Annotated in this window: 14 protein-coding genes; 11 read left to right on the plus strand and 3 right to left on the minus strand. The window is 64.5% G+C overall.

The features are described from left to right. The first annotated feature begins 78 nt into the window (after positions 1 to 78). On the plus strand, positions 79 to 1089 hold the full coding sequence (gap, locus tag U5A67_RS00615) for a type I glyceraldehyde-3-phosphate dehydrogenase (protein ID WP_205981457.1): 1011 nt from the start codon (positions 79 to 81) through the stop codon (positions 1087 to 1089). 104 nt (positions 1090 to 1193) lie between these two features. Here gap and fur read toward each other — a convergent pair whose 3' ends face one another. Then, complete coding sequence (gene fur / locus U5A67_RS00620) at positions 1194 to 1622, minus strand: ferric iron uptake transcriptional regulator (RefSeq protein WP_205981456.1); 429 nt, start codon at positions 1620 to 1622, stop codon at positions 1194 to 1196. Positions 1623 to 1776: 154 nt separating this feature from the next. Here fur and U5A67_RS00625 point away from each other — a divergent pair, with 154 nt between their 5' ends. From U5A67_RS00625 to U5A67_RS00665, 9 genes are all read left to right on the plus strand, one after another. Then, on the plus strand, positions 1777 to 2679 hold the full coding sequence (locus tag U5A67_RS00625; protein WP_321959665.1) for an outer membrane protein assembly factor BamE: 903 nt from the start codon (positions 1777 to 1779) through the stop codon (positions 2677 to 2679). Between the two features lie 310 nt (positions 2680 to 2989). Next, positions 2990 to 3787 carry a 4-hydroxy-tetrahydrodipicolinate reductase gene (gene dapB, locus U5A67_RS00630; RefSeq protein ID WP_321815931.1) on the plus strand — a complete coding sequence of 266 codons (798 nt, stop codon included), beginning with the start codon at positions 2990 to 2992 and terminating at the stop codon, positions 3785 to 3787. A 129-nt stretch (positions 3788 to 3916) separates the two neighbouring features. Further along, entirely contained in the window at positions 3917 to 4639 is a 723-nt protein-coding gene (locus tag U5A67_RS00635; protein WP_321815932.1) for a MotA/TolQ/ExbB proton channel family protein, read from the plus strand. 28 nt (positions 4640 to 4667) lie between these two features. Next, the gene (locus tag U5A67_RS00640; protein WP_321815933.1) at positions 4668 to 5105 is read left to right on the plus strand and encodes a biopolymer transporter ExbD; all 438 of its coding nucleotides are present in this window, start codon (positions 4668 to 4670) and stop codon (positions 5103 to 5105) included. A 267-nt stretch (positions 5106 to 5372) separates the two neighbouring features. Next, positions 5373 to 7967: a leucine--tRNA ligase gene (gene leuS / locus U5A67_RS00645; protein ID WP_321815934.1), complete on the plus strand. Its 2595-nt coding sequence runs from the start codon at positions 5373 to 5375 to the stop codon at positions 7965 to 7967. Positions 7968 to 8058: 91 nt separating this feature from the next. Beyond that, positions 8059 to 8610, plus strand: a complete 552-nt coding sequence (lptE, locus tag U5A67_RS00650) for an LPS assembly lipoprotein LptE (protein WP_205981450.1) — start codon at positions 8059 to 8061, stop codon at positions 8608 to 8610. Between the two features lie 33 nt (positions 8611 to 8643). Then, a complete protein-coding gene (gene holA, locus U5A67_RS00655; RefSeq protein ID WP_321815935.1) occupies positions 8644 to 9876 on the plus strand; it encodes a DNA polymerase III subunit delta in 1233 nt (410 codons plus the stop codon). A 219-nt stretch (positions 9877 to 10095) separates the two neighbouring features. Next, positions 10096 to 11367 carry a glutamate-5-semialdehyde dehydrogenase gene (locus tag U5A67_RS00660; protein ID WP_321815936.1) on the plus strand — a complete coding sequence of 424 codons (1272 nt, stop codon included), beginning with the start codon at positions 10096 to 10098 and terminating at the stop codon, positions 11365 to 11367. 76 nt (positions 11368 to 11443) lie between these two features. Next, on the plus strand, positions 11444 to 11866 hold the full coding sequence (locus U5A67_RS00665) for a CopD family protein (protein WP_205981447.1): 423 nt from the start codon (positions 11444 to 11446) through the stop codon (positions 11864 to 11866). 188 nt (positions 11867 to 12054) lie between these two features. Here the strand turns inward: U5A67_RS00665 and U5A67_RS00670 are convergent, their stop codons facing one another. Continuing rightward, positions 12055 to 12231 carry a DUF4440 domain-containing protein gene (locus U5A67_RS00670; protein ID WP_321815937.1) on the minus strand — a complete coding sequence of 59 codons (177 nt, stop codon included), beginning with the start codon at positions 12229 to 12231 and terminating at the stop codon, positions 12055 to 12057. Here U5A67_RS00670 and U5A67_RS00675 point away from each other — a divergent pair. Next, entirely contained in the window at positions 12224 to 12394 is a 171-nt protein-coding gene (locus tag U5A67_RS00675) for a hypothetical protein (RefSeq protein WP_321815938.1), read from the plus strand. The two genes, U5A67_RS00670 and U5A67_RS00675, sit on opposite strands and share 8 nt — an antisense overlap. A gap of 164 nt (positions 12395 to 12558) precedes the next feature. On the opposite strand, the gene U5A67_RS00680 is transcribed toward U5A67_RS00675, so the two are convergent. Further along, the gene (locus U5A67_RS00680) at positions 12559 to 13416 is read right to left on the minus strand and encodes a MurR/RpiR family transcriptional regulator (protein WP_321815939.1); all 858 of its coding nucleotides are present in this window, start codon (positions 13414 to 13416) and stop codon (positions 12559 to 12561) included. Between the last annotated feature and the right edge of the window lie 55 nt (positions 13417 to 13471).

A 13471-nucleotide genomic window follows, 5' to 3' on the forward strand; every position in this document is an offset into this window, starting at 1 on the left:
GGCGCAGGCTGCCACGAGCCGCCAGAGAGCCCGGCACACGGCGCAGTAACAGAATTTTTTACCATCAGGAGATAAACCATGACGATTCGCGTCGCAATCAACGGCTACGGCCGCATCGGCCGCAACACGCTTCGTGCGTTCTACGAGAACGGCAAGAAGCACGACATCCAGATCGTCGCGATCAACGACCTGGGTGACGCGAAGACCAACGCGCACCTGACGCAGTACGACACGGCACACGGCAAGTTCCCGGGCGAAGTGTCGGTGGACGGCGATTACCTCGTCGTCAACGGCGACCGTATCCGCGTGCTGGCCAACCGCAACCCGGCAGAACTGCCGTGGGGCGAGCTGGGCGTCGACATCGTGTTCGAATGCACGGGCTTTTTCACCACCAAGGAAAAGGCCAGCGCCCACCTGAAGGGCGGCGCGAAGAAGGTCATCATCTCGGCGCCGGGCGGTAAGGACGTCGACGCGACCATCGTCTACGGCGTGAACCACGAAGTGCTGAAGGCTACGGACACGGTCATCTCGAACGCATCGTGCACGACCAACTGCCTGGCACCGCTCGTCAAGCCGCTGAACGACAAGATCGGTCTGGAAACGGGTCTGATGACCACGATCCACGCTTACACGAACGACCAGGTCCTGACGGACGTGTACCACGAAGACCTGCGCCGCGCTCGCTCGGCCACGCACAGCCAGATCCCGGCGAAGACGGGTGCGGCATCGGCTGTCGGCCTCGTGCTGCCGGAACTGAACGGCAAGCTGGACGGTTACGCGATCCGCGTCCCGACGATCAATGTGTCGATCGTCGACCTGTCGTTCATCGCCAAGCGCGACACGACGGTCGAAGAAGTCAACGCGATCATGAAGGAAGCTTCGGAAGGCGCGCTCAAGGGCATCTTGGGCTACAACACCGCACCGCTGGTTTCGATCGACTTCAACCACAACCCGGCATCGTCGACGTTCGACGCCACGCTGACCAAGGTCTCGGGCCGTCTGGTCAAGGTGTCGAGCTGGTACGACAACGAGTGGGGCTTCTCGAACCGCATGCTGGACACGGCTGTGGCACTCGCAAACGCGAAGTAAGCTGGCATCGCCTAGCTCGAAGTACAAAAAAACCGCCCCGAGGGGCGGTTTTTTCTTGCTGCAACTTACAGGAAAGGCATTTTCCTGCCGCCGCCGTGCATGCTTCAATGCTTGCGGTGCGGGCAGTTTTCCTTGGTGCACGCACCGTACAGCGCGAGCGCGTGCTCCTGAAGCTTGAAGCCGCGCTCGTTGGCGATTATCTGCTGGCGCTTTTCGATTTCGGGGTCGAAGAATTCTTCGACCAGTCCGCAATCGAGGCATACGAGGTGATCGTGGTGGCTGCCTTCGTTGAGTTCGAAGACGGCTTTGCCCGATTCGAAGTTGCTGCGGGTGAGCAGGCCAGCCTGCTCGAACTGCGTGAGAACCCGGTAAACCGTGGCGAGGCCGATGTCCAGCTCCTCGTTCAGCAGGTTCCGATAGACGTCTTCGGCGGTGAGGTGACGCACCGGGCTGTGCTGAAAAATCTCCAGGATCTTGAGGCGCGGTAAGGTCGCCTTGAGGCCGATGTTCTTGAGATCGGTTGGATTGGTCATGACGATAAGTCCCTGGAGTACAATGCTGGGTTCTTATGTTAATGCGTTTTTGCCGTTACGGGCATCTTCGGCAGAACTTCGAACGAACTTCTACAGAACACGCGCGGCTTAGCGAAAAGCCCGCACGGTGAGGGAAATGATTCCAGAATTCACTATGATCGGCCGACGTCTGAATGGCGGCCGCCTGGCGTGCACCCTGCTGGCTGCGGCCGCGTTCGCGGCGCTCGCCGGTTGTTCCACTTATGACAGCCTGACGCAACGCGTCGCCCAGAGCATCACGCCGTACCGCATCACGATCGTTCAGGGTAACTTCGTTTCGGCGGAAGCCGCGGCGCAGATGAAGGTGGGCATGTCGCGCGCGGACGTCAAGCAACTGCTTGGCACGCCGCTCCTGACCGACATGTTCCACTCGAATCGTTGGGACTACGTCTTCTACTTCAAGCGCGGCTCGACCGCCGTGGTCCAGCAGCGCGACTTCGTCGTGATGTTCGACGGCGATCGCGTGTCGAGCTGGTCGGGCGGCGAAGATCTGCCGTCCAACCTCGAGCTGCTCGCCGAAATCGATGGCGACAAGATGGGCAAGAAGTACAAGGCGGCGATGGCTGCGGGTGCTTCCGGCGCGTCGGCAGCTTCAGCGGCTCAGGCCAGCGGCACAAGCGCCGGCGGCCCGACCGTGCCGGATACAGCGCGCACGCCTTCGTCGGAACTGGGCACTGCGACCTCGCAACTGCCGCAGGACGCGAATGCTCAGGCCGCCGCCGCCGCGAACCGCGCAACGGATGCCGTGCAGACGCCATCGGGTCTGACGCCTTCGGTGCGCGCAGGTACGCCTACCTCGTCGGCGCTGCCGCCGAACGTGGGCACCATGCCCGCGCAGGTCCAGCTGCACCGCTCGCCGCCGCCGCAGATCCAGGGCGTGCCGCAGCCGAATCCGGTGGGCCCGACCACGGGTGCGCAGGGTACCGGCGACTCCAACGCCGCCGTGCTGCCGCCGTCGCACAACTCGCCGCTGACCGCGCCGCCGCAGGTGCCGGCTTCGGACACGACGGGCAACTGATCGTCGCCCGGCCGGCTTGATCCGCGATGAAGCGCCAGTTGGGCTTCGGGCGGATTGAACCGGATCGGCGAAAATGGGTGAGCTTCACTCGCTTCAGGCCTGGCGCTGCGCGCCGGGCCCGTTCCATCGGCGGCTCTCGGGCCGCCGTTTCGCTTTTAGCCGTCCAGAGCGGCTATCCTTGGCAGCAACTATCTCGAAAAATGTCCGGCGAACCGTCAGCGGGGCGCGGTCATTGAGCACGAATCGGGCACGAAACAGCCAAGAATCGGGCACGAGCCGGGCTGCCGGTCACACCATCGCAGGAACAGTCATGAAAATCGCAATCGCCGGAGCGTCGGGCCGCATGGGCCGGATGCTGATCGAAACCGTTCTGAATACGCCTGACGCCACGCTTTCGGGTGCGCTCGTGCGCAGGGGTTCGGCCGCTGTGGGCCAGGACGCGGGCGCGTTCCTCGGCAAAGACACCGGCGTGCGCATCACCGACGACATCGAGCAGGTTTTCTCGCAAAGCGACTGCCTGATCGACTTTACGCGTCCGGAAGGCACGCTCGTGCATCTCGAAGCCGCCCAGCGCCATGGCGTGAAGATGGTGATCGGCACGACCGGCTTCGACGCGCAGCAGAAGGCGCAGCTTGGCGCCGCCGCGCAGAAGGTGGGCGTCGTGTTTGCGGCCAATATGAGCGTGGGCGTGAACGTCACGCTCAAGCTGCTGGAATACGCCGCGCAGTTTTTCGACAAAGGTTACGACATCGAGATCATCGAAGCGCACCATCGCCACAAGGTCGACGCGCCTTCGGGCACGGCGCTGGCGATGGGCGAAGCGGTGGCGAACGCGCTCGGCCGCAACCTCGACGAATGCGCTGTCTATGGCCGCGAAGGCGTGACCGGCGAGCGCGATCCGTCGACAATCGGTTTTGCGGCGATCCGTGGCGGCGATATCGTGGGCGACCATACGGTGCTGTTCGCGGGTATCGGCGAGCGTATCGAGATCACGCACAAGTCGTCGAGCCGTCTGTCGTACGCGCAAGGCAGCGTGCGTGCGGCGCTGTTCCTGCAGGACAAGGCGAGCGGCCTGTACGATATGCAGGACGTGCTCAGCCTGCGCTAAAAGCGTCAGGCGGCGCTTCGGCAAGCGTATTTGCAAGCGCTTCAGTAGCCGCTTTTGTAGTATTCGGACCCGGCCAGCCGCGCCGGGCCGGCCGTGCGGCGCACGCCGCGACATCACACGCGAGGTCCGATGGCAGCGAGCAACGGAGTCATCCACTATCTGCAGACCAGCGACGCCGTCACGCATGCCGTGGCGTGGGTGCTGCTGGCGATGTCGATCGCGAGCTGGTGCTTCCTGATCGTGAAAAGCTGGGTGCTCGTGCGCGCGAAGCGTCAAGGCCCGCGCGCCGTGGCGCGGTTCTGGCAGGCGCATTCGCTCACGGACGGCGTGAGCGCGATGCGTGTGCTCGATCGCGAGCGTGTTTTTCTGCCGCTCGCGCAAGCCGCGCTGGCCGTGACGGAAACCGATCCGGCGGGTGTCTTGCTGGCCCGCGTCGATTGCAGCGAGCGCGTGCTGCGCGCCTTGCGCGGCGCGCTCCAGGCTTCACAGCGACGGCTCGAATTCGGCCAGGTGCTGCTGGCTTCGGTGGGCAGCACGGCGCCGTTCGTCGGCCTGCTCGGCACGGTCTGGGGGATCTATCACGCGCTCGGCAGTATCGCCGCGAGCGGCCAGGCGATGATCGAAAACGTCGCCGGGCCGGTGGGCGAGGCGCTCATCATGACCGCGTTCGGTCTGGTCGTCGCGATTCCGGCGGTGCTGGCCTATAACATCCTCGGCCGTCTTGCGCGCCAGATCGGCGACGATCTCGATGGCTTCGCACACGATCTCCACGCCTACGCCTGCGCACCCGACAGCGGCGCGCCGCGGCGCGAGGTTGCACCGCGCGATCCTGCGCGCGCCGGTTCGTACTGAACGCGCAAAAGCCGCGAGGAGCGACGCAATGGCATTCGGCGGACTCGAAAAGAAGCGCGATTCGGCACCGATGGCCGAGATCAACATGACGCCGCTGATCGACGTCATGCTCGTGCTGCTCGTCATCTTCATTATTACCGCGCCGCTTTTCACGCATGCGATCCGGCTCGATCTGCCGAGGGTCGCCGCCGACGCCGTGCAGCAGACGCCGCAGACCGTCACGCTTTCGATTGACGCCGCCGGCAAGGTGTTCTGGAATGCCCAGCCCGTGTCCCTCAACGAGATGCGCCAGCGCTTTACCGAGGCCGGCAAGCAGCCCGAGGCGCAGCAGCCCGAACTGCAACTGCGCGCCGCGCGCGATACGCGCTACGACGTCATCGCCCAGGTGATGAGCGCGGCGCAGCAGGCCGGTCTTGCGCGCATCGGCTTCGTGACCGAACCGCCGCCGCCCGCCGCTCAGCATTGAGCGGGCACCGAGCGGCCACTGATCGTCGCCTGCGCCTTTCCAGCCGCCGAATTTCCCCAATTCGCGCCATTCGAAAAGCCAGCGGAGAGCGCGGCCAAGTCAACGGTATAATCAGCGTTTCCCTGTAAAAACGGGGCCCTGCCCACGTCGCGCCCGACCATCGTCAGACGGTCGCGCCGGCCGGTGCAGTGCGCCAGACGCCTTCAGGCGCATTCGCATGCCGCCGCAGGCCCGTTTCAGCCGAATCTGCGTTTTCCCATCCACACCATGCTCGAAAAATACGTTCCCTCCGACGTCGAATCCGCCGCGCAAGGCGAATGGCGTGCCAGCGACGCTTACCGGACGGCCGAAAAGGCCGACAAGCCCAAGTTCTATTGCGTCTCGATGCTGCCGTACCCGTCGGGCAAGCTGCACATGGGCCACGTGCGGAACTACACGATCAATGACGTGATGTACCGCTATCTGCGCATGAACGGCTACAACACGCTCATGCCGATGGGCTGGGATGCGTTCGGCATGCCCGCCGAAAACGCGGCGATGGCCAACGGCGTGCCGCCGGCGCAGTGGACGTACGACAACATCGAGTACATGAAGGGCCAGATGAAGGCGATGGGTCTCGCCATCGACTGGTCGCGCGAAATCGCCACCTGCAAGCCCGACTACTACAAGTGGAACCAGTGGTTCTTCCTGAAGATGCTCGAAAAGGGCATCGCCTACAAGAAGACCGGCACGGTGAACTGGGACCCGGTCGACCAGACCGTGCTCGCCAACGAGCAGGTGATCGACGGGCGCGGCTGGCGTTCGGGCGCGCTGGTGGAAAAGCGCGAAATCCCGATGTACTACCTGCGCATCACCCAGTACGCCGATGAACTGCTGAACGACCTTGACGGCCTCGGCTGGCCCGAGCGCGTCAAGATCATGCAGCAGAACTGGATCGGCAAGAGCTTCGGTGTGAACTTCGGTTTCCCGTACGAACTCGATGGCGAGAAGAAGCTGCTGCGCGTATTCACCACGCGCGCCGACACCATCATGGGCGTGACCTTCTGCGCGGTCGCCGCCGAGCACCCGCTCGCCACGCGCATCGCTCAGGACAAGCCGGAACTGCAGGCGTTCATCGAAGAATGCAAGAGCGGTAGCGTCGCCGAAGCCGACGTCGCGACGATGGAAAAGAAGGGCATGCCCACGGGCTTCACCGTCACGCATCCGGTCACGGGCGAGCAGGTGCCGGTGTGGATCGGCAACTACGTGCTGATGAGCTATGGCGAAGGCGCCGTGATGGGCGTGCCGGGCCATGACGAGCGCGATTTCGCGTTCGCGAAGAAATACGATCTGCCGATCAAGCAGGTGATCGCGGTCGAAGGCGAGACCTACTCGCTCGACGGCTGGCAGGAGTGGTACGGCGACAAGGAACGCGCCGTCACCGTGAACAGCGGCAAGTACGACGGTCTGGGCTACATGGCGGCGGTCGACGCCGTCGCGGCCGACCTCAAGGCGCAAGGCTTCGGCGACAAGCAGGTCACGTGGCGTCTGCGCGACTGGGGTATCTCGCGCCAGCGCTACTGGGGCACGCCGATCCCGATCATCCACTGCCCGAGCTGCGGCGACGTGCCGGTGCCGGAGAAAGACCTTCCGGTCGTGCTGCCAGAAGACCTCGTGCCGGACGGCACGGGCAACCCACTGGCGAAGTCGGAAGCGTTCCTGAACTGCAAGTGCCCGACTTGCGGCGCCGATGCAAAGCGCGAAACCGACACGATGGACACCTTCGTGGACTCGTCGTGGTACTTCTACCGCTACGCCGCGCCGGACGCACAGGCGATGGTCGACGAGCGCACCGACTACTGGATGCCGATGGACCAGTACATCGGCGGTATCGAACACGCGATTCTTCACCTGCTGTACTCGCGTTTCTGGGCGAAGGTCTCGCGCGACCTCGGCATCGTGAAGTTCGGCGAACCGGCCAAGAACCTGCTCACGCAGGGCATGGTGCTCAACGAAACCTTCTACCGCGAAGATCCGTCGGGCAAGAAGAGCTGGTACAACCCGGCCGACGTGACCGTGACGCACGACGACAAGGGCCGCCCGGTCGGCGCGACGCTCAATAGCGACGGCCAGCCGGTGGTGCTCGGTGGCGTCGAAAAGATGTCGAAGTCGAAGAACAACGGCGTCGATCCGCAGGTGCTGATCGACCAGTACGGGGCCGATACCGCGCGTCTGTTCACGATGTTCGCCGCGCCGCCCGAGCAGCAGCTCGAATGGTCCGGCGCGGGCGTGGAAGGCGCGAGCCGCTTCCTGCGCCGCGTCTGGTCGTTCGGCGTGACGAACGCCGAAGCAATCAAGTCGCGCGCAACGTTCGACGCAGCCACGGTCACGGAAGGCGAAAAAACCCTGCGCCGCGAAGTCTATAACGTGCTCAAGCAGGCCGATTTCGATTATCAGCGTCTGCAGTACAACACGGTTGTGTCGGCGGCGATGAAGATGCTCAACGCCATCGACAGCGCGAAGGAAGCGGGCGCAGGCGTACAGCGCGAAACCTTCGGCGTGCTGCTGCGCGTGCTGTATCCGGTCGTGCCGCATTTGACGTTCGAACTGTGGAAGGAACTCGGTTACGCCGACGAATATGGCACGCTGCTCGACGCGCCGTGGCCGAAGGTCGACGAAAAGGCGCTCGAACAGGCCGAGATCGAACTCGTGCTGCAGGTGAACGGCAAGGTGCGTGGCGCCGTGACGGTTGCGAAGGACGCTGCGAAGGACGTGATCGAAGCCGCGGCAATGGCGCACGAAATGACCGTCAAGTTCGCGGAAGGCCGCGCGCCGAAGAAGATCATCGTCGTGCCGGGCCGCCTCGTGAACGTGGTGGTCTGAGCTTGAAGATGTGATGTATGGGCGGTGCTGCGAGGTCGGAAAGATCGCGCAGCGCCGTCGTTCCGAATCTGTCGCGAACCAGGGAGTCCATGTGATTCGCAGATCGTTTCTGTTACTGGCCAGCAGCGCGCTGATGCTTTCGGCGTGCGGCTTCCAGCTGCGTGGGGAGCAGAACTACGCGTTCAAACGGCTCGCCATCGTCGGTGCGCCGCCGCCCGTGAACGCACGCCTTACGCGCATGATCGAAGGCGGCAGCGATTCGGTGGTGGTCGAATCCGCCGCCAATGCTGACGCCGTCCTGCACGTGAGCGAGTCGCGCAGCTTCAGCACGCTCACGCTGAGCTCGCTCGGCGTGGTCGAGGAATATCAGGTCAACTATTCGCTGAACTACGCGCTCACCGCGAAGGATGGATCGCCGCTGATCCAGCCGAGCACGATCGCGCTGAACCGCGCGATGACCTATAGCGACCAGTACTCGACCGCGAAGGTGAGCGAATCCGCCCTGTTGTTCGCAGATATGCAGAACGATGCGGTGGACCAGCTCACGCGCCGTCTGGCCGTGCTCAAGACGCTGAATCCCACGCCGGATCAGGTGGTGCCGGGCGTCTCGCCGGGCGCGCCGCTGCCGCCGCCGCCGCTGTAATGCGCGGCTCGACTTTTATCTGAAGCACACGCCATGCAATTGCGACTGGACGGACTCGAGCAGCATCTCGCCAGAGGGATGGCCGGCCTGTACGTCGTCTACGGCGACGAGCATTTGCTCGCCCAGGAGGCGTGCGACCGCATTCGCGCGAGCGCGCGGGCGGCCGGCTTCACCGACCGTTCGGTGTTCACCGTCGAGCGCGGTTTCGACTGGAGCGCGCTGTTGGGCGCGAGCCAGTCGATGTCGCTGTTCGGCGACCGCCAATTGGTGGAGTTGCGCATTCCGTCGGGCAAGCCAGGCAAGGAAGGCGCGGACGCGTTGAAGACGCTCGCTGCGTCGGCTAAGGCATCGGCGAATCCTGACGTGCTGACGCTCGTTACGCTGCCGCGCCTCGACGCCGCCACGCAAAAATCCGCGTGGTTCACGGCACTCGCCGATGGCGGCGTGGCGATCAAGATCGATCCGGTCGAGCGCACTGCGCTGCCGAACTGGATCGGCCAGCGCCTTGGTCAGCAAGGCCAGCGCGTGGCGCCGGGCGAAGATGGCCGGCGCGCGCTGCAATTCGTCGCTGAACGCGTGGAGGGCAATCTGCTCGCAGCGCATCAGGAAATCCAGAAGCTTGGTCTGTTGTATCCGCAAGGGGTGCTGAGCTTCGAACAGATTCACGATGCCGTGCTCAACGTGGCGCGCTACGACGTTTTCAAGCTCAACGAAGCCATGCTGACCGGCGATGTCGGCCGTCTCACGCGCATGCTTGACGGGCTGGAAGGGGAGGGCGAGGCCGCGGTGCTGGTGTTGTGGGCGGTCGTCGAAGAAGTCCGCACGCTGCTGCGCATCAAGCGTGGCGTGGCGGCGGGCAAGCCGCTGGCCGTGCTGCTGCGCGAAAACCGGGTCTGGGGGCCGCGCGAGCGCCTGATCGGACCGGCGCTTGCGCGTCTGACCGAGGCGACGCTGGAGCGTGGGCTTGCGCTGGCGGCGCGTCTGGACCGGCAGGTCAAGGGCCTGTCGGGGCAAGCGCGCGGCGATTGGCGCAATGCGCTGCCGCCCGATGCCTGGGACGGCCTGTTCGAACTGGCGATGACCGTGGCTTCGCCGCGCGATGCCGGTGCGGCTGCGTGTCCCGCTGCGGGCGCTCGCGCTGGTGCGGCATCGGCTCCAGCACGTGCCCGGCCGGGCGGGCCAGGGGCAAGCCCAGCCGCCGCCGCCGCGGCTGCCGCTGCTGCGGCACGACCGCGCACCGCAGGGCCGGGGCGCAGGCCAGGCTGACCGTCCAGGTTGGCCGGAGCCACTTCCCGGCACCTGCTTCCGCTTGTGAGCGTCATGCCTTTTACGGCATGTGCCACGCCCGATCTGTCAGAGCGCGCCCAGCAAAGCCGCGCCGCTGGCCTTAAAATCGATCTAATCTGAACCGAGCCGCCTCGCCGGGCTGGCAGCAGGATCGCCAGCCGTGCGCCGGGCACGCCGCATCGCATCACAATAGAGACCATGGATATCGACCAGTACATGACCGACCTCGGCCGCCGCGCCCGCAAGGCTTCGCGCGCGATGGCCCGGGCCTCGACGGCCGCGAAGAACGCTGCGCTCGAAGCGGTGGCGCAAGCCATCGAGCGCGAGACGCAGCAGCTCAAGGACGCTAACGCCCGCGACCTCGCGCGCGCGAAGGAGAAGGGCCACGACGCCGCGTTCCTCGACCGTCTCACTCTTTCGGACAAGGCGCTCAAGACCATGGTGGAAGGTCTGCGCCAGGTCGCGGGGCTGTCCGATCCGATCGGTGAAATCAGCAACCTGAAGTTCCGCCCGAGCGGTATTCAGGTGGGCCAGATGCGCGTGCCGCTCGGCGTGATCGGCATCATCTACGAATCGCGCCCGAACGTGACGATCGACGCGGCGGCGCTGTGCTTGAAGTCGGGCAACGCCACGATTCTGCGCGGCGGCTCCGAGGCGCTCGAATGCAACACGGCGCTGGCGAAGCTGATCGGCGAAGGGCTGGCGGCGGCGGGTCTGCCGCAGGATGCGGTGCAGGTGGTCGAGACTGCCGACCGCGCAGCGGTGGGCAAGCTCATCACCATGACGGAATTCGTCGACGTGATCGTGCCGCGCGGCGGCAAGAGCCTGATCGAGCGTCTGATGGCCGAAGCGCGCGTGCCGATGATCAAGCACCTCGACGGCATCTGCCACGTCTATGTGGACGATCGCGCCGATATCGCCAAGGCGCTGACGGTGTGCGACAACGCCAAGACGCACCGCTACGGCACCTGCAACACGATGGAAACGCTGCTGGTTGCGCGCGGCATTGCGCACGAAGTGCTGCCGCCGCTTGGCCGCCTCTATCGCGATAAAGACGTCGAACTGCGGGTGGACCCCGCCGCACGTTCGATTCTCGCCGACGCCGGCGTGAGCCCGCTCGTCGACGCCACCGAAGAAGACTGGCGCACTGAATACCTCGCGCCGGTGCTGGCGGTGAAGATCGTCGACAGCCTCGACGATGCGGTCGAGCACATCAACACCTACGGCTCGCACCACACGGATGCGATCGTGACCGAAGACCACGACCGCGCGATGCGCTTCCTGCGCGAAGTGGATTCGGCGAGCGTGATGGTGAACGCTTCGACGCGTTTCGCCGACGGCTTCGAGTTCGGTCTGGGCGCGGAAATCGGCATCTCGAACGACAAGCTGCACGCACGCGGCCCGGTTGGCCTGGAAGGACTGACCTCGCTGAAGTACGTGGTGCTCGGTCACGGCGAAGGCCGCGAATAAGCGTTCGCGGCTAACCTGGCCACAGCGGCGGCGAATCGCTCGCTGCCGCTGCGCTTAATCTTCCAAGAAGAAAAATATGTCGATGCTCTGGGTCAAGACGTTTCACATCGTACTGATCGCTTCGTGGTTCGCGGGCCTGTTCTACCTGCCGCGGATTTTCGTGAATCTGGCGATGGAAACCGAGCCTGCGGCAGTCAAGCGCCTGCTCATCATGGCGCGCAAGCTCTATCGCTTCATGACGATGATCGCCGTGCCCGCGCTGCTGTGCGGGCTGTGGTTGTGGCTCGTGGTGGGGATTGGACGCGGACAGGGCTGGATTCATGCGAAAGTCGGCGTGGTGGTGCTGCTGATCGGCTATCACGCGTACTGCGGCCGTCTGCTGAAGACCTTCGAACGCGGCGAGAACCGCCGCTCGGACAAGTGGTATCGCATGTTCAACGAACTGCCGGTTCTGGGCATGCTGGCCGCCGTGGCGTTGGCGGTGATCAAGCCCTTTTAAGTAACTTTAAACCCTTCCAAGCCTTTCTGGCGGTTCGCTCCCGCCGCTTCCCGTTCTCTGCGGGCCGCTCAGATGCTGCCCGTTTCCTTCCTGCGCATGCGCGATGCCGCGATGCGCCAGCCATCCTCACGCTTCACGAACACATCGGTGAAGCGATATTCCATTGCCTTGTAGCCCGACGCAGGCGTCTAGCGATTGATGCCGGTCTCGACCGCGACGTTGTCAAGCACCTGTACGCGCATGTCTTCCAGTTGCTGCGTGCCGCCCGAGGGCATTGCCGTGGCCGCAAGCATGTCACGTTTGTCGCGGCGGATTTCGCCGGGGAATACTTCAAAAAACTTATCGTCAAGAAGATTGTTGAGCATTGAACGATCGCCTGCGGACGCGTCCTATACGACGGCGATCGGCAATGTGGTATCGGCAGTGGGCGACCGCAGCGTTGCGCTCGGCGCGAGCGCGAACGCGGGCGGCAGCTACGCGTCGGGTGGCGGTGCTACGGTCGGCGGCGGTATGTCGTACCAGTGGTAAGTGTCTGATGGCAACCGGTAGCGGCGCAGGGCAGTCGCTTCCGGTGAGCCATGCCTCAACTTCGATAGTCGGCGACGTAGTTCATGCCGAAATGCAAAGCGGACTCCTTAGGAAGTCCGCATTTTTATTTGCGTGCGCACTAAGCGTCAGTCTGCGCCGCCATCTCAACCATGAGGATCAAGCCGACGCTTCGCGATGATCTCTTTGGCATCGGCGAGCTTTTCGGCCAGTTCGGGGCCGCGCTGCAGCGCCACACCAACCGCAAGAATGTCGCCGATCGCCAGATGCGAGGTGCGCGATGTCATCGGCGAGAAGACGTCGGTGTCTTCGTCGACGTTCGCGTGGAGGCCCACGCTCGCGAGGCGGGCGAGCGGCGAGGTGCCGTGCGTGATGGCGATCACCTTGGCGCCGCGATTGAGCGCCGTGCGCGCCGCGTCCACTACGTCGCGCGTGCGTCCCGTATTCGAGATCGCGACGACGACGTCGCCGGGCCCGAGTAGTGCTGCAGACATCAGGAAGGTGTGCGGATCGGCATACGCCACGCTCGGCATGCCCAGCCGGAAAAACTTGTGCTGCATGTCCTGCGCCGCGATGCCGGAACCGCCCGCACCGTAGAACTCGATACGCGAAGCGTTCGCGAGCAGTGCGATAGCCGCGCCGAGCGCATCCGTGGACAGGTTGTTACGCACTTGCACGAGCGCGCCGATGGTGCGGTCGAGCACCTTGGCGGCAACGCCGGGCACGGGTTCGTCGGGGCGCACGTCGCGGTAGACGGCGGGCAGTTCGGTCGGCAGATCGCTCGCTACCGCTTGCGCGAGCCGGATCTTGAATTCGCGGAAGCCCGAGAACCCGAGCGCATGGCAGAAGCGCGCAATCGTCGGCTGGCTCACGCCGGCACGGTGCGCGACTTCGGTCATCGAAAGGTCGAGCAGTTCGCGCGGCGCTTCGACGATGTAATCGGCGAGTTTGCGCTCGGATGGGCGCAATTGCTCGCGAATGGCTTTCACCTGGGACAGCAGCATCAGGAAACTCGCACTATGCTGAAAGATCCGTGGACTATAGCGGATCGTTGCCTAT

The sequence above is a fragment of the Paraburkholderia sp. J69-1 genome (genome assembly GCF_905220255.1).
In the GTDB taxonomy this organism is placed as follows: domain Bacteria; phylum Pseudomonadota; class Gammaproteobacteria; order Burkholderiales; family Burkholderiaceae; genus Paraburkholderia.

Bases quoted from the DNA above. Each gene is read 5' to 3' on its own strand.
- gap (WP_205981457.1), top strand. From the start codon at position 79: ATGACGATTCGCGTCGCAATCAACGGCTACGGCCGCATCGGCCGCAAC.
- fur (WP_205981456.1), bottom strand. From the start codon at position 1,622: ATGACCAATCCAACCGATCTCAAGAACATCGGCCTCAAGGCGACCTTA.
- U5A67_RS00625 (WP_321959665.1), top strand. From the start codon at position 1,777: ATGATCGGCCGACGTCTGAATGGCGGCCGCCTGGCGTGCACCCTGCTG.
- dapB (WP_321815931.1), top strand. From the start codon at position 2,990: ATGAAAATCGCAATCGCCGGAGCGTCGGGCCGCATGGGCCGGATGCTG.
- U5A67_RS00635 (WP_321815932.1), top strand. From the start codon at position 3,917: ATGGCAGCGAGCAACGGAGTCATCCACTATCTGCAGACCAGCGACGCC.
- U5A67_RS00640 (WP_321815933.1), top strand. From the start codon at position 4,668: ATGGCATTCGGCGGACTCGAAAAGAAGCGCGATTCGGCACCGATGGCC.
- leuS (WP_321815934.1), top strand. From the start codon at position 5,373: ATGCTCGAAAAATACGTTCCCTCCGACGTCGAATCCGCCGCGCAAGGC.
- holA (WP_321815935.1), top strand. From the start codon at position 8,644: ATGCAATTGCGACTGGACGGACTCGAGCAGCATCTCGCCAGAGGGATG.
- U5A67_RS00660 (WP_321815936.1), top strand. From the start codon at position 10,096: ATGGATATCGACCAGTACATGACCGACCTCGGCCGCCGCGCCCGCAAG.
- U5A67_RS00665 (WP_205981447.1), top strand. From the start codon at position 11,444: ATGTCGATGCTCTGGGTCAAGACGTTTCACATCGTACTGATCGCTTCG.
- U5A67_RS00670 (WP_321815937.1), bottom strand. From the start codon at position 12,231: ATGCTCAACAATCTTCTTGACGATAAGTTTTTTGAAGTATTCCCCGGC.
- U5A67_RS00680 (WP_321815939.1), bottom strand. From the start codon at position 13,416: ATGCTGCTGTCCCAGGTGAAAGCCATTCGCGAGCAATTGCGCCCATCC.